The organism is Desulfovibrio piger, from assembly GCF_900116045.1.
Taxonomy (GTDB): domain Bacteria; phylum Desulfobacterota; class Desulfovibrionia; order Desulfovibrionales; family Desulfovibrionaceae; genus Desulfovibrio; species Desulfovibrio piger_A.
In genome coordinates, this window is record NZ_LT630450.1 from 1,840,174 (window position 1) to 1,859,246 (window position 19,073).

The 19,073-nt window shown below is 64.2% G+C and carries 15 protein-coding genes; 8 read left to right on the forward strand and 7 right to left on the reverse strand.

Annotated elements, in window-relative coordinates; genetic code table 11:
• Positions 1-60: 60 nt before the first annotated feature.
• A complete protein-coding gene (gene sppA, locus DESPIGER_RS08390) occupies positions 61-1,155 on the reverse strand; it encodes a signal peptide peptidase SppA (protein ID WP_083575341.1) in 1,095 nt (364 codons plus the stop codon).
• A 263-nt stretch (positions 1,156-1,418) separates the two neighbouring features.
• Between sppA and DESPIGER_RS08395 the strand changes: the two genes are divergently transcribed.
• Genes DESPIGER_RS08395 through DESPIGER_RS08405 form a run of 3 tightly spaced genes read left to right on the forward strand, consistent with a single transcriptional unit; the run spans position 1,419 to position 4,821 of the window.
• Positions 1,419-1,841, forward strand: a complete 423-nt coding sequence (locus DESPIGER_RS08395; protein WP_072335512.1) for a secondary thiamine-phosphate synthase enzyme YjbQ — start codon at positions 1,419-1,421, stop codon at positions 1,839-1,841.
• Positions 1,838-3,556, forward strand: a complete 1,719-nt coding sequence (locus DESPIGER_RS08400; RefSeq protein WP_083575342.1) for a cation:proton antiporter — start codon at positions 1,838-1,840, stop codon at positions 3,554-3,556. The genes DESPIGER_RS08395 and DESPIGER_RS08400 overlap by 4 nt, the downstream gene beginning before the upstream one ends.
• Positions 3,557-3,597: 41 nt before the next feature.
• The gene (locus tag DESPIGER_RS08405) at positions 3,598-4,821 is read left to right on the forward strand and encodes a DNA polymerase IV (RefSeq protein WP_173783293.1); all 1,224 of its coding nucleotides are present in this window, start codon (positions 3,598-3,600) and stop codon (positions 4,819-4,821) included.
• A gap of 597 nt (positions 4,822-5,418) precedes the next feature.
• On the opposite strand, the gene DESPIGER_RS08410 is transcribed toward DESPIGER_RS08405, so the two are convergent.
• The 3 genes from DESPIGER_RS08410 to DESPIGER_RS08420 all read right to left on the reverse strand — a co-directional run bounded on the left by DESPIGER_RS08410 (position 5,419) and on the right by DESPIGER_RS08420 (position 8,445).
• The gene (locus DESPIGER_RS08410) at positions 5,419-6,363 is read right to left on the reverse strand and encodes a HesA/MoeB/ThiF family protein (RefSeq protein ID WP_083575343.1); all 945 of its coding nucleotides are present in this window, start codon (positions 6,361-6,363) and stop codon (positions 5,419-5,421) included.
• A gap of 13 nt (positions 6,364-6,376) precedes the next feature.
• Positions 6,377-6,616, reverse strand: coding sequence for a MoaD/ThiS family protein (locus DESPIGER_RS08415; protein ID WP_006006681.1), 240 nt, complete (start codon positions 6,614-6,616; stop codon positions 6,377-6,379).
• 86 nt (positions 6,617-6,702) lie between these two features.
• Positions 6,703-8,445, reverse strand: coding sequence for an aldehyde ferredoxin oxidoreductase C-terminal domain-containing protein (locus DESPIGER_RS08420; protein ID WP_072335518.1), 1,743 nt, complete (start codon positions 8,443-8,445; stop codon positions 6,703-6,705).
• 718 nt (positions 8,446-9,163) lie between these two features.
• On the opposite strand from DESPIGER_RS08420, the gene DESPIGER_RS08425 reads away from it, so the two are divergent.
• The 5 genes from DESPIGER_RS08425 to DESPIGER_RS08445 all read left to right on the forward strand — a co-directional run bounded on the left by DESPIGER_RS08425 (position 9,164) and on the right by DESPIGER_RS08445 (position 16,458).
• Positions 9,164-9,769 (forward strand): recombinase family protein, encoded by a 606-nt coding sequence (locus DESPIGER_RS08425; protein WP_072335521.1) that lies wholly within the window; start codon positions 9,164-9,166, stop codon positions 9,767-9,769.
• A gap of 257 nt (positions 9,770-10,026) precedes the next feature.
• Positions 10,027-10,248, forward strand: a complete 222-nt coding sequence (locus DESPIGER_RS08430) for a helix-turn-helix domain-containing protein (RefSeq protein WP_072335524.1) — start codon at positions 10,027-10,029, stop codon at positions 10,246-10,248.
• A gap of 451 nt (positions 10,249-10,699) precedes the next feature.
• Positions 10,700-12,070 carry an autotransporter outer membrane beta-barrel domain-containing protein gene (locus DESPIGER_RS08435; RefSeq protein ID WP_072335526.1) on the forward strand — a complete coding sequence of 457 codons (1,371 nt, stop codon included), beginning with the start codon at positions 10,700-10,702 and terminating at the stop codon, positions 12,068-12,070.
• Between the two features lie 53 nt (positions 12,071-12,123).
• Positions 12,124-12,582, forward strand: coding sequence for an IS5 family transposase (locus tag DESPIGER_RS13425; RefSeq protein WP_072335528.1), 459 nt, complete (start codon positions 12,124-12,126; stop codon positions 12,580-12,582).
• A gap of 882 nt (positions 12,583-13,464) precedes the next feature.
• Complete coding sequence (locus DESPIGER_RS08445; protein WP_072335530.1) at positions 13,465-16,458, forward strand: hypothetical protein; 2,994 nt, start codon at positions 13,465-13,467, stop codon at positions 16,456-16,458.
• A 340-nt stretch (positions 16,459-16,798) separates the two neighbouring features.
• On the opposite strand, the gene DESPIGER_RS08450 is transcribed toward DESPIGER_RS08445, so the two are convergent.
• The 3 genes from DESPIGER_RS08450 to DESPIGER_RS08460 form a co-directional block, all read right to left on the reverse strand.
• Positions 16,799-17,449, reverse strand: coding sequence for an ATP-binding cassette domain-containing protein (locus DESPIGER_RS08450; RefSeq protein ID WP_072335532.1), 651 nt, complete (start codon positions 17,447-17,449; stop codon positions 16,799-16,801).
• Complete coding sequence (locus DESPIGER_RS08455; protein ID WP_072335534.1) at positions 17,446-18,141, reverse strand: ABC transporter permease; 696 nt, start codon at positions 18,139-18,141, stop codon at positions 17,446-17,448. The genes DESPIGER_RS08450 and DESPIGER_RS08455 overlap by 4 nt, the downstream gene beginning before the upstream one ends.
• 98 nt (positions 18,142-18,239) lie before the next feature.
• Positions 18,240-19,061, reverse strand: coding sequence for a substrate-binding domain-containing protein (locus DESPIGER_RS08460; protein ID WP_072335537.1), 822 nt, complete (start codon positions 19,059-19,061; stop codon positions 18,240-18,242).
• Positions 19,062-19,073 lie beyond the last annotated feature (12 nt).

Below are 19,073 nucleotides of genomic sequence, written 5' to 3' on the forward strand. Positions count from 1 at the left end.
TTACCGGACTATCGGCAGGCAGCAGAGCTTTTCCGAGGCCTTGCCACCGTCCTGTTTTCCCTAAAAGCTGTACAGGAAGGCCGGGGCCTCGCGGCCCAGCAGGGCATCGGCATCAAGGCCGAACCAGGTCCTGAGGCTTTTTTCCCACCATTCGTCTTCGCTGGGGGGCGTCAGCAGGGGCCGGTCCACAGGCACCTTGCAGACATCGGCCAGCCAGCGGTGCGCGGTCTGCTGGCCGCCCAGCTCGTCCACAAGGCCCAGCTCCACGGCTTCACGGCCGGTGAAGATCTTGCCCGTGGCCAGACGCGCGGCGCGGGCGCGGTCCATGTGGCGGCCCTGGGCCACGATGTCCACGAACTGCTCGTGCATGTCCTTGAGCACGCCCTGGAAATAGGCCTTTTCTTCCGCGGTGAGCGGTTCCAGCATGGAACCGGCGTCCTTGTAGGGCGCGGTGGTCAGGGTCTGGCGGCCAAGGCCCAGCTTGTCCAGCAGGCCCCGGATCTGGGGGATGTCCATGCGCACGCCGATGGAGCCGGTCACGGTGGAGGCATTGGCGAAGACGCGCCTGCCCGCCATGCTGACCATCAGGCCGCCGGAGGCCGCCGTGCTGCCCATGCTGACGGCGACGGGCTTGTCCTTGCCCAGGCGGGCCAGGGCCTCATACAGTTCCTGCGAGGCGGCGGCACCGCCGCCGGGGGAATCCACGCGCACCAGCACGCCCTTGACGCCGGGCATGCGGCCCAGCTCGTCGATCCAGCGCAGCTGGGCATCGATGTCCATGATGGGGCCGGTCACGCGCACCAGGGCGATGCGCTCGCTGCCCAGACCGGTGGCCCGGAAGACCATGAAGGCCGCCAGACCGCCCAGCAGCAGGAGCAGCAGGCCCCAGAAGATGACGGGATGCCGTTTGCGGAAAGGCACCCGGAAAAGGTGCAGCCAGGCCTTTTGCGGCACATGGGAAAGCGGGCAGGACGCGGCGCAGGAAAAGGAGGGGGCCGCAGCCGTGGCGCCCGTGCCGCCGCGGGCGCTTTTGCCGGCCGGGGCCTCGCCGTTCATGCTCAGGGGATGTTCCGTGAAGTCGTCGGCTTCGGGAGCATCCAGGCGCAGTTCGGGGGCAGCGGCCTGCCGGGTACGTTCGGGATCATTGATTTGCATGGGGCTGTTCGGGTAAAAAGTGCCGGTATGGCCGCCGGAAGAGCGGCCCCTGTCCCCAGCGGGACAGGCTCCAGGGACGCGCCGCCCGCGAAGCACCGGAGCGCTGCGCGCGGTACGGCATCAGGGAAAAAGACGGACGGAGCCGGACAGGCGTGCCGCCAGGCTTTTTGCCGGTGGGGCCGCCGCACGGCGAAAGGCGCCGGCGGCAGGCGTTGATGCGTCCAGACCCTAAGCCCATCCCTCAGGAAAGACAAGGAGCCTTCATGGAAACATTGTCCGTGGCCACGCGCAGCCGCTGTGAAATGCGCGACATCACCGCCCAGGTGCAGGAGCTGGTGGCCCGCGGCCGCCGGCAGGGCCGCCGCAACGGGGCCCTGCTGCTTTTCTCGCCGCACACCACCTGCGGCCTGACCATCAACGAAGGGGCGGACCCCGACGTGCGCCGCGACATGGTGCGCTTTTTCAGCGCCCTGGTGCCGCAGGATGCGGGCTTCGATCATGCCGAGGGCAACAGCGACGCCCACATCAAGACCACCCTGCACGGCCCCAGCCTCATGCTCATCGTGGAGGACGGCCAGTTGCAGCTGGGCCGCTGGCAGTCCATCTACCTTTGCGAGGGCGACGGACCCCGGCAGCGCACGCTCTGGGCCCGGTGGCTCCCCGGCGCGGAGGATGCACGCCCATGAGCATGCCGCACGACATCTCCCTGATCCTGACCCTCACCGGCGGCCTGGGCGCGGCCCTCGTCCTGGGTTTCGTGACCCAGAAGCTCCGTTTGTCGCCGCTGGTGGGCTATCTGCTGGCGGGCATCCTGGTGGGGCCGCATTCGCCGGGCTTCGTGGCCGACGCGGGGCTGGCCTCGCAGCTGGCCGAGATCGGCATCATCCTGCTCATGTTCGGCGTGGGCCTGCATTTCCACCTCAAGGACCTGCTGGCCGTGCGCGGAATCGCCCTGGGCGGGGCCGCGGTGCAGATCACGCTCACGACCCTTTCCTGCATGTTCCTGCTCCAGTTCTGGGGCTTCTCCCTCTGGGCGGGCGCGGTCTTCGGCATGTCGGTCTCCGTGGCGAGCACGGTGGTGCTCACCCGCGTCCTGGCCGACAATCATGTGCTGCACACCCCCACCGGCCATGTGGCCCTGGGCTGGCTGGTGGTGGAAGACCTGTTCACCATCCTGCTGCTGGTGCTCCTGCCCGTGGTCCTGGGCGCCGGCGAAGGCAACATCTGGTGGATACTGGGCAAGACCCTGCTCAAGCTGGCCGCGCTCACGGCCTTCACCCTCGTGGCCGGACAGCGCCTGATCCCCGCCCTGCTGGGCTATGTGGCGCGCACGGGCACCCGCGACCTGTTCACGCTGGCGGTCATCGTGCTGGCCCTGGGCATCGCCGTGGGCTCGGCCCTGTTCTTCGACGCGTCCATGGCCTTCGGGGCCTTCCTGGCGGGCATGGTGGTGGGGCAGTCCGATTTCAGCGCCCGCGCCACCGCCGAGGCCCTGCCCCTGCGTGATGCCTTCGCCGTGCTGTTCTTCGTGTCCGTGGGCATGCTTTTCGATCCCGCCGCCCTGCTGGAGCAATGGCCCCTCTTCCTGCTGGCCCTGGGCGTCATCGTGCTGCTCAAGCCCCTGCTGGCCTTCCTGGTCTGCCTCGCGGCCCGCAAGCCGCTGCGTCTGGCCGTTTCCGTGGGCCTGTCGCTGGGCCAGATAGGCGAATTCACCTTCATCCTCATCGCCCTGGGGGTCAGCTTCGGCCTGTTCGACAGCAGCATCAGCAATGCCGTCATCCCGGCGGCCCTGCTCTCCATCACGCTCAATCCCCTGATCTTCCGGCGTGTGGGGGCCCTGGCCCGCCTGCTGGGCCGCCTGGGCCTGGGCGCCCGCCTGCCCCGCATGGAACACGGGCAGGCCGATGCCGACGGCCTGCCGCGCGTGGTGGTGGTGGGATACGGCCCCGTGGGCCGCAGCCTGTGCCGCATCGCCCGGGCGCACGGCATGCTGCCCGTGGTGGTGGAGGCCAATATCGATACGGTCCGCCGCCTGCGCGGTCTGGGACGCCCGGCCGTGCACGGCGACGCCACCCAGGCCGAAGTGCTGCGCGAAGCCGGCCTGGAGCAGGCGCAGGCCCTGCTGCTCTCGGCGCCGGGCATCCCGGCCCGGGAGGTGGTGCCCATCGCCCGCGCCATCAACCCGGATCTGCGCATCTTCGTCAACACGCCCTTCGCCAGCGAGGCCGACAGCCTGCGCCGCATGGGCGTGGACGGCGCCTTCAGCGGCGAGCGCGAGGTGGCCCTGAGCATGTCCCGCTTCCTGCTGGACGATCTGGGCGTGGGCCGCACCGGTCTGGAAGCGGAACTGGAGCGTGTGCGCGAAGTCTTCGACGAAGGCCCCGCGACGCAACAACGCTGACGGCCGCCGGGCCGCCCCGGCGGCCCGGCAAAGGATGCCCCATGCGGTCTTTGCCTGATCCTTTCCCGCGCATCATCCTGCATCTGGACATGGATGCCTTCTTCGCCTCCGTGGAGCAGATGGATCACCCGGAATGGCGCGGCAAGCCGGTCATCATCGGCGGCGGGACGCGCGGTGTGGTCTCCACCGCCTCCTATGAGGCGCGGCGCTTCGGCGTGCATTCGGCCATGCCCGTGACCACGGCCCGGCGGCTGTGCCCGCAGGCCGTCTTCGTGCGCGGCAACCGGCGGCGCTATGCGGAGCTATCCGGCCGCATCATGGCCGCCCTGCAGGATTTCTCGCCGCTGGTGGAACCGGCCAGCATCGACGAGGCCTATCTGGACGCCACCGGCCTGGAACGCCTGTTCGGCCCTGTGGAGCGGCTCGTCCCGGCCATCAAGGCCCGGGTGCGCGAGGTCACCGGCGGCCTGACCTGTTCCGTGGGCGCGGCGCCGGTCAAGTTCCTGGCCAAGATCTGTTCGGATATCAACAAGCCCGACGGCATCTGCATCCTGCGGCCGGAAGACGTGGACGGCTTTCTGGGCGGGCTGGACGTGCGCCGTCTGCCCGGAGTGGGCAGGCGCATGGTGGCCGAGCTGGAGGCCCTGGGCATCCGCCGCGTGGAGCAGCTGCGCCGCTACAGCCCGGAACTGCTGGAACAGCGCTTCGGCAAATGGGGACGGGAGCTGCACGCCCGGGCCCGGGGCATCGACCCCAGGCCGGTGGTGCCCGAACACGAGGCCAAGAGCGAGAGCGCCGAGACCACCTTTGCCCGCGACACCCGCGACCGGGAGTTCCTCAAGACCATGCTCCTCGGCCATGCCGAGCGCGTGGGGGCCTCGCTGCGCCGCCACGGCCTGCGCGGCCGCACCGTGACCCTCAAGATCAAGTTCGCGGATTTCCGCCAGATCACCCGCTCCCGCACCCTGCCCGACGCCACGGACAGCACCGAGACCATCTACGAGACCGGCACCGCCCTGCTGGAGGCCCAGGCCCTGCCCCAGCCGGTGCGGCTCATCGGCCTGGGCGTGTCCGGCTTCGGCAGCGCCCCCACCCAGGAACTGCTGCCCGGCGTGTTCCGCGGCGTGCAGGGCCGCGACCCCGAGCGGGAGGCCCGGCGCCGCCGTCTGGACGCCGCCCTGGACAGCCTGCGGGACAGATTCGGCAAACAGGCCGTCCAGCGCGGCCGCCTGTTCCGTCCACGCGATGATGGCGAGGATGATTAGGATGATGTTTTGAGGGGAGGGGTTCCCCCTCCCCTCAAACTCCCCTCCCCTTCCCCAGCGCGCTTTACCAGACAGGCCGCCCCTGACGAGGCGGCCTGTCATGCGTCGTTCTCCGGGACATTCCTATAAGACATAGTGTGCCTGCAGGATCTCACAGCGGCCCAGAATCCAGTAACTGTTGCCCTACGCATGTGGACTGTCTGGCCCCTGTGCACTGCGATCCTTGCCGCCTGCAGGCTGTCTTCGCGTGTATTGAGCGCGCCGCTTGGGCGGCGTGCGCCGAAGGCGCTGTGCTGCCCCGCCTACGGCGCGCCGTCACGGCACCGGGGACCAAGGCGGGGCACGGGGGTGCAGGGGGCCTGGGGCTGCCCAAGCCCCGGCCCCTTGCCGCCCGCCGCGCAGGCGACCCGCCCCTTCCCCCACAAAAAACAAAAAAGGCCGGAAGAAAAAGAATTCTTCCGGCCGGGCCGCCCCCCAAGGCAGCCCCGCACTGCCTGCCCGCCTGTGCGTCGGGCGCAGGTAGTCGGCTGTGGAGAAAGAGGCAGGCTGCCGCTGTCGGGCCCCATCCGCAAAGGGCTGCCCGGCAGGGCGCATCGCCTAAAATTCGAAGCGTTCCAGTTCCGGCACGGAAAGATCGGCATGGAACAGGGCCGAATCCCCGGCATCGGGCCGCAGCAGCAGGCGCAGGCACAGGGAGACCATCAGGCAGGCCACCCCGGCCGGGGCCGTGGCGATGACGCCTTCGTGGCGGGCGCTGCCCGCTTCCTCGCCGGTCAGCCCGGAGGCGTAGAGTTCCCGCAGGTGCAGGCGCCCGGAACGGGCCGCGCGTGCGAAACCCTCGGCCCGCAGCACGGAGCCGTGCACGAACGGCACCCCCGCCGCGGCGGAACGTTCTTCCAGTAACATTTTCAGCGCAAGGTCGTCCAGACAGTCCAGGGCCGCATCCATACCTTGCAGCATGTCCGGCAAATTTTTTTCATCCGCTTCCACATGCCGCACGTCCAGGGCCAGATGGCCCGCCATGTCGTGCAGGCCGCGCGCCGTGACCGCGGCCTTGGGCTGTCCCAGCGTGCTTTCCGTGCAGAAATACTGACGATTGAGGTTGCTCTCCTCGAAGATGTCGCTGTCGCACAGCCGCAGGCCCCCCACGCCCAGACGCGCCAGCAGGGAGGCCACATGTCCCCCCAGGCCGCCGCAGCCCAGCACGAAGACACGGGTTTGCAACAGACGGACCATTGCATCGGCGGAAAAAACGCCGTAGTTTCTACGGAAGCGTTCCGGCCAGATGCCGTCTTGCAGGAGCGCGACCATCACCTCCCGTTCGGGAAGGACGGCCCCCGCGGCCAGCTGCCGGATGGCGGCGCCGCCGACGAAGGCCGTGCCGTCCGCTGCCCGGCGCAGCACATGCGGCCCGGCCCATGCGGCCAGAGAGCCGCCGCGCAGGAACGCGCCGAGGCGCTCCCGCCTCCCGGACGCCGTCCAGGGCAGGAACGCCGCGGCGCATCCTCCCCCATCAGGGGATGGCGATGTGATGGGTGTCATGATCAACGGGCGTCTAACCTCCTCCGACAGCAGGAAAAAAGGCCACACGAGCACCGTCGCATATCTTGCTCTGGACCTCTTTTTGACGCCCGTTGATCATGACGATTTTTATCTCTTCCAGCGGCAGTCCCACCATCCTTGCCACATCGGCAGCCGTGGCGTCTTCGGGCGCATCAAGCGTTATCCCCGCTTCCGGGTCATATCCCGGGACATAGTCCCGCAGGGTCGTGCTCAGTTTGACGAGTATGCTCATGCTGGCCTCCGATGATGGCGTCCGCCGGTCAAGAAAATGTGTGACATCCCGGGCCCGCCCGAAAGCGGGCCCGGTGTCAGTCTATGCTACTTCTTGATCCAGTTGAAGACCGTCTTCAGCTCTTCGTGCGGGATGTCGAAGGTGGTGTTGTGCGGGGCCACGGGCTCGTCCACGAAGAAATCGGGCAGGTGGTCGGCGGCTTCGGTGATGCCGGCACGACGGTTGAAGTCGATCTCGGTGGAAAGGATGCGCTGGCCCAGGGTGACCACGTCGTCACCGGTGAGCTGCCAGCCGTACTTGGCGTTGAGCATGTCCACGATGGCGGCCAGGGCATCCGGGATGTCCAGGATGGCGAAGGCGGTGAACAGGCACAGGCCCACGGAGTCCACGGAGGCCGTGGCGATCTGCAGGTTGCGGGAAAGTTCGATCTGGCCTTCGGGCTTCAGCGGATCCACCTTGCCGCCGCAGCTCAGGATGTTGGCGGTCACGGCGTAACCGGCGGTATGGTCGGCGCCCATGGGGGTGGTGGCGTAGGTCACGCCCACGCCCTTGACGGCGCGCGGATCGTACGCGGGCAGGCTCTGGCCCTTGACGCAGGGCACGCGGCGCACGCCGAACACGCGGCCGGTGGTGGCGGTACCGCAGCCGATGATGCGGCCCAGGGGGGTACCGTCGCTGATGCCCTGCATGGCGGCCTTCACGGCTTCCACGTCACCGTAGGGGATGCCGCCGCCGGCCATGGCAACGCCCACGGCCACGCCCACGTCGATGGTGTCCACGCCGATGTCGTCACACATGTAGTCGAAGCGGCTCACGGCGTCGATGTCGCTGATGCCGCTGTGGGGACCGAAGGACCACAGGGTCTCGTATTCGGGCCACTTGCTCTGGAACTTGCCCTGCTTGTCGGGGAACAGGCCGGAGCAGCGGATGATGCAGCCGCTCATGCAGCCGTGGGCCACGGCACCTTCGCCGCCGCGTTCCTTGGTCAGGCGGTTCATGGTCTCGCCGGACACGCCTTCATGACCGTCGAACTGGCCGATGGTGAAGTTGGCGGTGGGCAGGCCGCCGGCTTCGTGCAGGATGTTCACCAGCACGCCGGTGCCGTATTCGGCCAGGCCCTTGCCGGTGATGGGATGCTCGGTCAGAGCCTTGGCGAAGCGCTTGGAAGCCTCGCGGAAGGCCTTTTCATCCACCAGAGGATGGTTCTTGCCGCCCTCGGGGTTGATGATGATGGCCTTGAGGCCCTTGGACCCCATGACGGCGCCCACGCCGCCGCGGCCGGCATGACGCATGGGGCGCAGCTCGCGGTCGGTGAACGCGATGCTGGCGGCGGTCAGCTTGAACTCACCGGCGCGGCCGATGGTCACATAGCTGCACTTGTCGCCGTAGGTCTCCACCAGCTTGGCCACGGCATCGAAGTTGTTGAGGCCGGCCACGGTGGAGGGCACCAGTCTGGCGGAGTCCTTGCCCAGTTCCAGCTGCCACCATTCACCTTCGGTGGCCATGTCTTCCACGATGATGGCCATGATGCCCAGCTTGGCCAGATGGCCGCCGGGCTGGCCGCCGGAGTTGGCTTCCTTGATGCCTTCGGTGAGGGGGCTCTTGCAGCCCACGGAAATACGGTTGCCGTTGGGGCTGTTGGTGGCGCCCAGCAGGCCGGGGGCGAACACCAGCTTGTTGTGGGGGCCCAGCGGCGTACAGATGGGGTTGACTTCGCGCGCCACGATGGTGGAGGTCAGGGCACGACCGCCCAGACCGGCGTATTCTTCGGGGATATCTTCAAACACACAGGTCTTGGTGGCCATGTTGACCCGCAGGAAACGGAACATGAGACTCTCCTTTGATTGATGCGAAACAAGGCAGTTCAGCAGTACATCCATCCAGTTTGCCCCACCTTAGTCCCGTGAAAAAAATTTGGTCAAGAAAACGGAAAAACAGACACGCTTCCGGCCCTGCCCCTCCCCAAAACGGACACGCTTCCGGCAGGGATGCGTCCTTTGGGCGCTGATCCTTAAAAAAATTTCATAAAACACGACAAAAAACACGCTTTTGCCCGGTGATATCCCAGCCACGGGCAAAAGCGTGTTTTTTTATGGCGTTCCTCCGCTCCCGCTGTCCCCGGCAGTCCCTTCCGCGCCCCTTGCGGGCCCCCGCCGTACGCAGGGCCTGGCCGACCTCCCCGCGGCACGCGGGCCGACCCATTGATGCAACCGGATACCAGAAACTTAAAAGACTGCGGGCACGCGGGCCGACCGGTCCCCAATACCGCTGCGCCTGCGCCTTCCGCCTGCCTCCACGGGCCCGTGCCGTTTCCGCCCGGGCATCCGTGCCGGCGGCCTGTCCCCGCATCACGGGGCAGATGCCCCGCCATCCTTTTGCGGGGGGCTCCGCGACCTTTCCTTTTTCAGCATGATAAAGCCTCAGGCACACAGTCATGCCGGGCAATCCCTGCCATGTCCGCCCCGCACCGTCCGGCGGCCCCCGTGATGCGACAGGGCCCCCGTCCACCGCTGCCGTCCGGCGGCAGCACTGCACAAGGAGGATACCATGAACACCACCTACGGCTATGCCCGGGTCTCCAGCACGGACCAGCACACGGACAGGCAACATCTGGCCCTGCAGGAGCGGGGCATCCCCCGGGAGCGTGTCTTCACGGACAGGCTGTCCGGCAAGGACTTCCAGCGGCCGCAGTACAGGGCGCTCCTGGCGAGGCTCCGGCCCGGGGACCTGCTCTGCATCACGAGCATCGACAGGCTTGGCAGGAATTACGAAGAGATACAACAGCAGTGGCGCATCCTCACCCGGGAAATGGGCGTGGACATCCTTGTGCTGGACATGCCGCTGCTGGACACACGGAGGGACAGGGACCTGCTGGGGACGTTCATCGCCGACCTTGTCCTGCAGGTGCTTTCGTTCATCGCCCAGAACGAGCGGGAGACCATCCGGCGGCGGCAGGCGGAAGGCATCGCGGCGGCACGCCTGCGGGGCATACGCTTCGGCCGGGAACCCAGGCCCCTGCCCCGCAACTTCATCGAGATCTACGAGCTCTGGAAGGCGGGCGCCATCCCGGCCACGGAGGCGGCAAAACGCTGCGGCATGGCCCGCTCGACGTTCCGCTACCGGGCAGAATCCATCAGGAAAAACAGCCGGTAAGTGGCGAAAAAGTGTACTTTTTCACCATGTCTGAACTGACCATTACACTATAGTAAAAAATATTATTCTGTAAACACGCCATCCTATGGTGAGGATGCGCTGCCCTGCTGGTGAAAAGGTACACTTTTCCGCCAGCGCCTTCCGCGGCGCCTGTCCTTCTCCTGCCGCTCCCGCACGGCCCGGGCAGGCGCCCCAGGCATACGCTCCGTTTCCCGCCACGGGGCAGCCCCAGCCTTTCCGACCAGACAGGAGCCCCCATGTCCGAAGACATTATCATGATCGCAGCCCGCAACCTGCAGCAACGGCGCCAAAAGGCCGGCCTCACCCAAAGGAAGGTGGCCCGTCTGCTGGGGCTGAAGACCGAGACCATCTGCCGCATGGAAAAAGGCCACAACCCTGCCAGCCTGAGACGCCTGCAACAATTCGCCGACCTGTACGGCTGCACGGTCATCGACCTGTTGCAGCCGCCCCGCTCCTAGCCCCCGGAAGCACGCCCCTCCACTTCCCGAAGGCTCCCTGGTCCCATGCCCGCCCGGGGCAGTCCCCGGCACGTCCCGGTCCATTCCCCCGGACCAAAGACCAGACCACGCCCTGCCAGGAAAGGAAACCCGCTTTTACCCGTTACTACGAGGCGAAAACGGTTTCCCCTATCCCCGCCCTCCATGCCATATGGCTCAAGAACGTACAGCATTTCAATGTATTGAATGTATTGGACATAACGGTCATGTGCACGGAACGGCCGTTGCCAGCGCATGCCCTCTTTTCTCTTCCGCTGGTACCGCTGTAATGACGCCGGAATATATGTAAACAAAAATAATTAGTATTTGCTTTTTAATGGTTTTCAGGTGTAGGATTTCAAGACATATCCCATAAAAAAATCATAGTAGAAAACTAATATTAATTCTCCCACTGCCCCCACGGTGTCCTTCCTTGGACACCCTGTTCATCAGCCATCGCCATACCGGCAAAAAAGAGATCGACCTGGCATCACAGCCGGGATTTAACACGATGCGCAGGGACTGGATCGAAGACGGCAGCACCATCAGGCTCAAAGCGGATCTGGCCAGCGGCAAGACGGATCAGCTCATCATCGAATGGCCGGACTGGCAAGGGCAGTTCAGCATCCATGTGACGCCCACAGGCGCAGAGCCCGGTATCGCCGAGACGGACTTCCTCGTCCATCTGGAGTCGGGGAACGAGGCCAACTGTGCGCTGGCCAATCCCGGCGGCAAGATAGATGCAGGGGTCTACGTCTACGAGCTCGCCCGCAGGGAGCTGCCCATGCCCGATGATCCTGACTCTGATGTATCTTTCTATATCGCCGTGGCGCCCGAACCTCCCCTGGAATGGTATCTGCGGCGTGTCGGGGACGAAAAATCCCCCACGGCCGAGACCGTTCTGGGGCTTTCGGGCATGGCCTCCGCCTATGCCATGTGGATGGGGCAGCTTTCCGACCTGCGCGAGCGCCTGGGCGAGATCCGTTACGGTAACGGCACGGACGGCCTGTGGGTGCGGGGCTTCACGGAAAAGAACAGGCTGTCCGGCCTGGCGGGCATCGACTTCAGCCAGAATTTCTACGGCACGTCCTTCGGTTATGACAGGCTCGTGAAGCAGGACGACGCCAACAGGTGGCTGTTCGGCCTGCGCGGCCAGCTCACCAGGGGCGAACAAGAGATCGACGGCCTGCATGGCGGCTCCGGTGACAGCCGCTCCTACGGCATCGGGGCGTATGCCACCTGGCAGCATGCGGACGGCTGGTACGCCGACACCGTGCTGACCTGGGACTGGTATGACCAGAACCTCAAGACCCGCATGCTGGACGGCACCCGGGTGCACGGTTCCTACCATACCTATGCCGGCGGCATCAGCCAGGAAGTGGGGCGCATGTTCCGCTTCGGCGACGGATGCTTCATCGAGCCCCAGTTCCAGCTCTCCTGGTACTGGATGAAAGGCATGGACTTCACGACCAGCAACGGCATGAAGGTGGAGCAGGACGATGCCTGCGCCCTGACCGGTCGCGCCGGTCTGGTGCTGGGCAAAAAGTGGGATCTGTCCGAAGACCGCTACTTCCAGCCCTATCTCAAGGGCGGTGTGAACCATGAGTTCATGGGCGACCAGAAGGTCACGGTCAATGGCATCGCCTTTTCGGACGACCTGCGCGGGACCCGTCTCTACTACGGTACGGGCTTTGATGTGCAGTTCGCCCCCAATGCCCGGTTCTACGCGGAATTTGAACGTGAAGACGGACACAAGGCCTCCACGCCCTGGAGCGTGAGCGCCGGGCTGCGGATAGACTTTTAAAACACCAACGACCTGTTCCGCCGCACGGGTGGTCAGCCCGGGAGTTCCGCTTTATGGACAAACCGCAACCTCAATATCACATCTCGGATATCACGTGGAGACGTATCCAGCCGCACCTGCCTGGACAAAAGGGGCAGTGGGGAGGGATAGCCAGGGATAACCGCCTGTTCATCGATGCCGTCCTGTGGGTACTGCGAACCGGTGCCCCCTGGCGAAAGCTGCCGGAGGAATACGGGAAGTGGGGCACAGTGCACCACCGTTTCATCCGCTGGAGAGACAAACGGTTATGGGAGAAGTTGCTCGAAATACTGATTGACGACCCGGACTTCGCGTGGCTCATCGTCGACACCGGCCCCTGCGGGGAGCATCGCGGCGGCGCTGTTTTTCTCCCTGCTCCCCGGCAGATGAAACACCATGCCGCCACCCGCTACCGCTGGCCGTGGATGCGCATGGTGTGCCAGTCCGAGTACCTTTTGCAGGCAATGCCGCAGCTGCTCACCAGCAGGCAGTGATCTTACCTCCAGGGAAAGGCCTGCCGCCTCCCCCACGGGGCTCCCACCCGGCAACGTCCCGGCCCTGGGGACGGCAGGCCTGTCCAGCGGGAAGTGCCCCCGCCTCCGCGCTGGACAGCATGCTCCGCTGCCGCCCCCGCCGCGGGCGCAGCGGAGCATGTCATGACGGGCGGCAGCAGCGCCGACGAACGCCCTGTTTCCATATGACCGTACCTGCGCACTACCGGGGGACATCTCCACAGGATGCCGCCTACTAGGGCACGTTTTTTCTACAGGCATGGAAACGGTCCGCCCCCCTACCCACATTTTGCCGACGAATAAAAAACACCATCAAAGCATTATTCCAACCAACGACATTACACTTCTTTTTTGGCCTACCGACTCCATTTTTTGCAATGCAATATAGCAATATAAAGAAAATACATAAAAAATTATCTACCTCTCATAGAGTGCTACGCCGTAGTCCGATATACTACTGTACCACTAAGGACGCAATCCTATACCTAAAAAACAAAAAATGTCTTTATCTCATTATTATGATCCACATACACTTTATTTTAATCAATTCAACGCATATTACCGTGATGTAAAATAAAAATAATATATAATTTATGATAGTTATATTCAGGCATAAATATTTCAATGAAAACATTTTATTAACCAGCATATTTATTATATTTACATTAAATAAAATTCTATTATATCGTATATTCTATAAAGGCGAATGAAAGCGTCAGCTCTGTACTGTCCCTGCCGGGCAAGGAAGGCGGCCTTTCCCCGCATGAAAGCTTTCGGCCCGGAACGACCGCTCTACCGCTATGCACGCCGGCCTGCCTTTTTTACGTAAACGCCGACAAAAAGGCCAACAATGCAGGAGGATCTATGGCCCTGTTATTTGACGAAAGCTATTACCTCAATGCCAAGCTTGAGCAGCTCCATGCCAAAGGGGAAATGGATGCTAGCGGCAAGCCCTACACCATGGAGTCCCTTGTCAAGGCCATCAGCGATGCCGGGCTGACACCGTACAGCCACTACACCCAGTACGGCTGCCGGGAAGGGCTGGATCCCTCTTCCACCTTTGACCAGTCCTACTATCTGGCATCCAAGCTGGCCCAGCTGCGCAGCACGGGCGAAGTGGATGCCGACGGCAATGCCTATACCATGGCGTCCCTGACGGCTACCCTGGCTGCCCAGGGCATGTCTCCCCTGCAACATTACCTGCAGTTCGGCCGGGACGAGGGCCTCAACCCCAATGCCTGGTTCAACGAAAGCGAATACCTGAACGCCAAGCTGGCCCAGCTGCACAGCACGGGCGAAACGGATGCCAATGGCGATCCTTACACGCTGGCCAGCCTGCGGCAGGCCATCAGCGATGCTGGCATGACCCCGCTGGAGCATTATGAGCAGTTCGGCCATGCGGAGACCAACGCGGACGGCACCCTGATCAACCCTTCCAATGCCTTTGACGCCAACGCCTATGTGGCGGCCAAGCTGTACCAGTTGCAGACCACCGGCAGCAGCGAGGAACAGACCGCTTGGGCGGACAAGAGCCCGGCCGACGTGCTGGCGGCCCTGGAAGACGCCTCTCTGTCGCCCGTGAGCCACTATGTGCAGTATGGCGCCGACGAGGCCAATGCCGCCGGGGTGGCCCTGGTGCAGACCGTCCCCTCGGAACAGCGCGTGAGCAATGACCCCCTGCGTAACGACCTGGGCCAGAACGTGCCCTCCAACTACAACGACCCCACCCCCGGCCCTGACGCGGCCGAGGCCGCACCGGTGACCAAACCGGCGGACATGGGTGGCCTGGCAGCGGAAAGCATCTCGCCCGGCGTCGTGCCGCCCGAGGCCCCTGTGGCCGTGCCTGGAGATGACGCCTATGTGGCCCCTACGCCCGGTACGGTGGATACCAATGAGGCCCCCGTGGTGCCGGAAACCGATCCGGACAGCGGTCTGCTGGTCCTTCCCGACGCCGAACCCGAGCCCGAGCCCGAACCGGGCACCCCTGGCGGCGGTACATCGCCCTCAGAGCCCTCCTTCTCGGTGAATGAGACTGGGGATGGCATCTCCTTCACGGGCGTGACGGACAACAGCATCTCCCTGAGCGTGCAGGACGGCAAAGCCACGTTTACGAGTGGTAATGCTGTTGTCTCGGGAGTGGACATTACGGGCAGGCCCATTAACTTGGAGAACGGCCAAACGCTCACGGCCGACCTTGCTGACCTGGATGGGCTCACGGTGACCGGCGGGACTGTGGAGGGCAGGCTGCCTGGTGAAAACATCACGACCAATGAGTTCGCAGAAAATTCTATGCTGGATGGCTGGGAGATAGACCGGGCAAAGCCTGAAGGATTTAAGGTCATCGACGGACAGCTCCAGCAAGTCATCGGAGCGCCAGCTGATGGGGCGGATGCAAAGACGTTCCTCGGCGTGCAAGGATACAAATTTGATGATCTGGGGGCGAATGTCTCCAGCATGTCCATTGATCTGACGATCCCGGAGGAGTGGTTGGCCCTTGAGGTCCCTGAAGATGCCGCCGCCATCCGTCTGGCCGGCTTCTGGGGACGGGGCGGGGAATCTGGTGAAGACTACCCGCTCATTGATGTTGCGGTCAGGAAAAATGATAACGGGGAGAGCAAGCTGGGCTTCTATGCCTGGGATACGGTGACAGGAGAGCTTTCCCTCATGCAGGAAATCAAAAATCTGGGTACCCACACACTGGGCATCCAGGTCGCCAATGATATGTATGCCTACTCCATCGATGGTGAAGTCCTGGGCTCGACTCCCATCGATGAAGAGTCAACACTGCCCCTGTCCACAGTCTATTTGCAGGGATACAGCTATGCCTTAGAGAAGAACACAGCGGATGATGTGACGTACGCGACTGTAGACCAGGTATTTACGGGCGGGTCATACACCATCACCTGGGACAATTTCACGACCACGACAGCGTCCTCCGTGACTGGGGATCTTGACTTGAGCGGCATCTCCGGCCTTAAGCTCAACGCCCCCCTTTCTGTGGCGGAGGGTGCCACGCTGACCATCAATGCCGAGCAGGCCAACGATCTGATCATCATCGGCAAGGGCGATGTAAAGATCGACGCCGCTGACGCGACAGAGGGCGTCAAGGTCGACACCGTTGCATGGGTCGGATCTTCCGACAACTGGTATAATGACAAGGGCTTCGCGGACGGCCAGCTTGCCGCAGTCACTGGCAGCAGCGGGGACGATTCCTTCTCGCTCGATCTGGCGGACATCGGCACGCTGACTGTCAACGAGGATAATAACACTGTTACCTTCACTACCCATCAAGACTTAGATCTTAATGGCGGCACCGGTAACGACACCCTGATGCTGACCTGGTTCGCTCCCAAGGGGAATGAGGGCCATACGCTGGAAAAGCTGAATGCTACCAATCTCTTTGACCACATTGAGGGCTTTGAAACCATCATCCTCAACAAGGGGAATTCGTCCAACAACTTGCAGATAGACGCCTCCTCGCTGGGAGCTGCTGAGAACCCTGTGACCCTGATGCTGATGTCTTCCGGAACCATAGAGGGGATCCATGGTGATCTGGTCATCGGTTTCACGGAACCGGGGTTGAATCAAGATGTTAATTTCCAGCTTAGCGCCAAAGAGCCAAGCTCCACGCTGAAGCTGGATATCGGGACGACGAGTGACCATGCCATTAACCTTTCCTCACTTGAGAATATCAGCGCAATCGTGTTCCAAGGGACGAATATAATGCTCGACGGCGACACCATTACAGGCAGCAGTGCTGACGGTAGCTGGAAAGTCCATCTGTCTGGTGTCGACGACGGCAGCAGTCTCAGCCTTGACGGGAACACCCTGACCATCGGGGAGGCCACAGGAGTATAACTTCTGCGTACCGGCAACCGGAAGGAGGAGCGGGAAGGCACAAGGTTTCCCGCTTCCGCGGTGCCGGGCAGATTCGGGGCGGTGGTCCGCAGGGGCCGCCGCCCTTCTTTGTCCTGCGCCTGTCCGCCGCCGGGGCCAGCGGCCCGCCGGCCCGCCCTGGTCCCTGTGCGGGCTCCGTCTTTGCTGCTCTCCGGCAACTTTCCTTGCAGGAACACCCGTCCCGCAAAAGCGTCCTGAACGTCGCCGTCCATCTGCCGGCTGTTGACCGGCAGCGGGCAACCAGACGAGAAAGCCCCGCAAAAACGATCTTCTTCAGGCAGCCGGGGCCCCGTGTCCGCCCCTATCCTTCCAGGCTCCAGCCCTGGCCCAGTTTGAGCTGCTCCCCGCCCAGGGCCCGCATGAGCGCGGGGTCGTGGGTGGAGCAGATGATGGCCGCGCCTTCGGCCCGGCACCGGGCCACGGCGGCGGCGATGGCGCGGGCGCTGCGCACGTCCACGTTGGAGGTGGGCTCGTCCAGCAGCAGGGCGCGCGGACGCAGCACCAGGCGCGAGGCCAGGGCCACGCGCTGGCGCTCCCCGCCGGAAAGGGCATTGGGCCCGCGGCGGCGCATGGCATCGGGATCATCAAAGCCCACCTGCCGCATGGCGGCCTGATAGGCTTCCTCCAGACCGTCCCGGCGGCCGCGCAGCTTCAGGCCCAGCACCACGTTCTCGAACACGGTGGTCTTGAGCAGATAGGGCTCCTGGAGCAGCAGGCTCACCTCGCGGCGCGGGTCCTCGCCGCCGTGGTAGATGATGCGGCCCTCGTCGGGCTCTTCCAGAAAGGCCAGCAGGCGCAGCAGGGTGGACTTGCCGCTGCCGTTGTAGCCCACCAGGGTCAGCACCCGGCCGCTGTGGATGCGCAGCTCGTCCACGCCCAGGGCGGGCAGGTCCAGCGCTGTCACGCGGCCGTAACGGCGCACCAGCCCGCTGGCTTCGTACAACAGGCTCATATGCGCCCCCGGTGCTTGATGAAGGTCATGAGCACGTTGATGGCAAAGGCCATGAACAGCAGCACCAGGCCCAGCGCGATGCCCTGGGCGAACTCGCCCTTGCTGGTCTCCAGGGCGATGGCCGTGGTCATGGTGCGGGTGTGGTAGCGCACGTTGCCGCCCAGCATCATGGCGATGCCCACCTCGGTGATGACGCGGCCGAAGGCGGTCAGGCAGACCATGGCGATGGCGAAACGCACCTCGCACAGGCTCAGCCAGGCCAGTTGCAGGGGCCGGGCGCCCAGGGTCAGCAGGGTCTGGCGGCAGCGGGGGTCGAGGCCCTCCACGGCCTGGGCCACCCACGAGACCACGATGGGCAGGGCCAGCAGGGTCTGGCCGATGGCCATGCCCGGCAGGGTGAAGAGCAGGCCCCATTCGCCCAGCGGGCCGCGATAGGTGATGAAGGCGTAGACCAGCAGGCCGATGAGCACGGTGGGGAAGGCCAGCAGGGTGTCGGAGATGAGGCGCAAAACCTTTTTGCCGGGAAAATCACAATAGCCCAGGGCAAAGCCCGCGGGCAGGCCCATGAGCAGCGAGGCCGCCATGGCGTAGGACGTGGACACCAGCGTGGCCGTGATGGCCGAGAAGGTGGCGTCGTCCATGTTGGCCAGCAGGGCGAAGGCCGCCCAGAAGCCGTTGACCAGATAGTCCATAGATCACCAGGAACGCGACGGAGGGAATCCGTGGAGGGAGGTCGAAAAACGAAACGGGGACGGCCCGGAGACCGTCCCCGCCAACGGACGGAAAAACGCTACTTGCCGGCGTTGGGGAAGAAGAGCTGCTTGCCTTCCAGCTTGAACTCGGCGATGCGCTTCTGGGTGGAGGGGGCCACCCACCAGTCTTCAAACTTCTTGCCCAGGTCGGCCTTGGTCTTGGGGCACTGCTTGGGGTTCACGGTGATGACGCTGTACTGGTTGAACAGGGCCTTGTCACCTTCCACCACGATGGCCAGGGGGTTCTTGGCGCCCTGCTGGGCGTTGAACTTGATCCAGGTTCCGCGGTCGGTCAGGGTGTAGGCGCCCTTTTCGGCGGCCATGTTCAGGGTGGCCATCATGCCCTGGCCGGCGGAGATGTAGAAGGCTTCCTTGTCGGGGTTGAGGCCGGACTGCTTCCACAGCTTCTGCTCGGCCTTGTGGGTGCCGGACTGGTCGCCGCGGCTCACGAAAGAGGCCTTCTTGTCGGCGATGGTCTTGAGGGCGGCGGCGGTGTCCTTGCCCTTGACGCCCGCGGGGTCGGCCTTGGGGCCCACCACCACGAAGTCGTTGTACATCACCTGGCGGCGGTCGATGCCGTGACCGGCCTTGACGAATTCCTTTTCAGCGGCGGGGGCGTGCACCAGCAGCACGTCGGCGTCACAGTTCTTGGCGATCTCCAGGGCCTTGCCGGTACCCACGGCCACCCATTTCAGCTCGATGCCGGTCTCTTTCTGGAAGGTGGGGGCCAGGAATTCCAGCAGGCCGGTATCCTGGGTGCTGGTGGTGGTGGCCATCATCAGCGTGTCGGCAGCCTGGGCCGGAGCGGCCAGGAAGGCGGCGGCCAGCACGGGCAGGAACAGTTTCTTCAGGTTTTTCATGATGCGACTCCT

Excerpts from the sequence above, each read along its gene's own strand:
- sppA (WP_083575341.1), bottom strand. The coding sequence starts at position 1,155 with ATGCAAATCAATGATCCCGAACGTACCCGGCAGGCCGCTGCCCCCGAA.
- DESPIGER_RS08395 (WP_072335512.1), top strand. The coding sequence starts at position 1,419 with ATGGAAACATTGTCCGTGGCCACGCGCAGCCGCTGTGAAATGCGCGAC.
- DESPIGER_RS08400 (WP_083575342.1), top strand. The coding sequence starts at position 1,838 with ATGAGCATGCCGCACGACATCTCCCTGATCCTGACCCTCACCGGCGGC.
- DESPIGER_RS08405 (WP_173783293.1), top strand. The coding sequence starts at position 3,598 with ATGCGGTCTTTGCCTGATCCTTTCCCGCGCATCATCCTGCATCTGGAC.
- DESPIGER_RS08410 (WP_083575343.1), bottom strand. The coding sequence starts at position 6,363 with ATGACACCCATCACATCGCCATCCCCTGATGGGGGAGGATGCGCCGCG.
- DESPIGER_RS08415 (WP_006006681.1), bottom strand. The coding sequence starts at position 6,616 with ATGAGCATACTCGTCAAACTGAGCACGACCCTGCGGGACTATGTCCCG.
- DESPIGER_RS08420 (WP_072335518.1), bottom strand. The coding sequence starts at position 8,445 with ATGTTCCGTTTCCTGCGGGTCAACATGGCCACCAAGACCTGTGTGTTT.
- DESPIGER_RS08425 (WP_072335521.1), top strand. The coding sequence starts at position 9,164 with ATGAACACCACCTACGGCTATGCCCGGGTCTCCAGCACGGACCAGCAC.
- DESPIGER_RS08430 (WP_072335524.1), top strand. The coding sequence starts at position 10,027 with ATGTCCGAAGACATTATCATGATCGCAGCCCGCAACCTGCAGCAACGG.
- DESPIGER_RS13425 (WP_072335528.1), top strand. The coding sequence starts at position 12,124 with ATGGACAAACCGCAACCTCAATATCACATCTCGGATATCACGTGGAGA.
- DESPIGER_RS08445 (WP_072335530.1), top strand. The coding sequence starts at position 13,465 with ATGGCCCTGTTATTTGACGAAAGCTATTACCTCAATGCCAAGCTTGAG.
- DESPIGER_RS08450 (WP_072335532.1), bottom strand. The coding sequence starts at position 17,449 with ATGAGCCTGTTGTACGAAGCCAGCGGGCTGGTGCGCCGTTACGGCCGC.
- DESPIGER_RS08455 (WP_072335534.1), bottom strand. The coding sequence starts at position 18,141 with ATGGACTATCTGGTCAACGGCTTCTGGGCGGCCTTCGCCCTGCTGGCC.
- DESPIGER_RS08460 (WP_072335537.1), bottom strand. The coding sequence starts at position 19,061 with ATGAAAAACCTGAAGAAACTGTTCCTGCCCGTGCTGGCCGCCGCCTTC.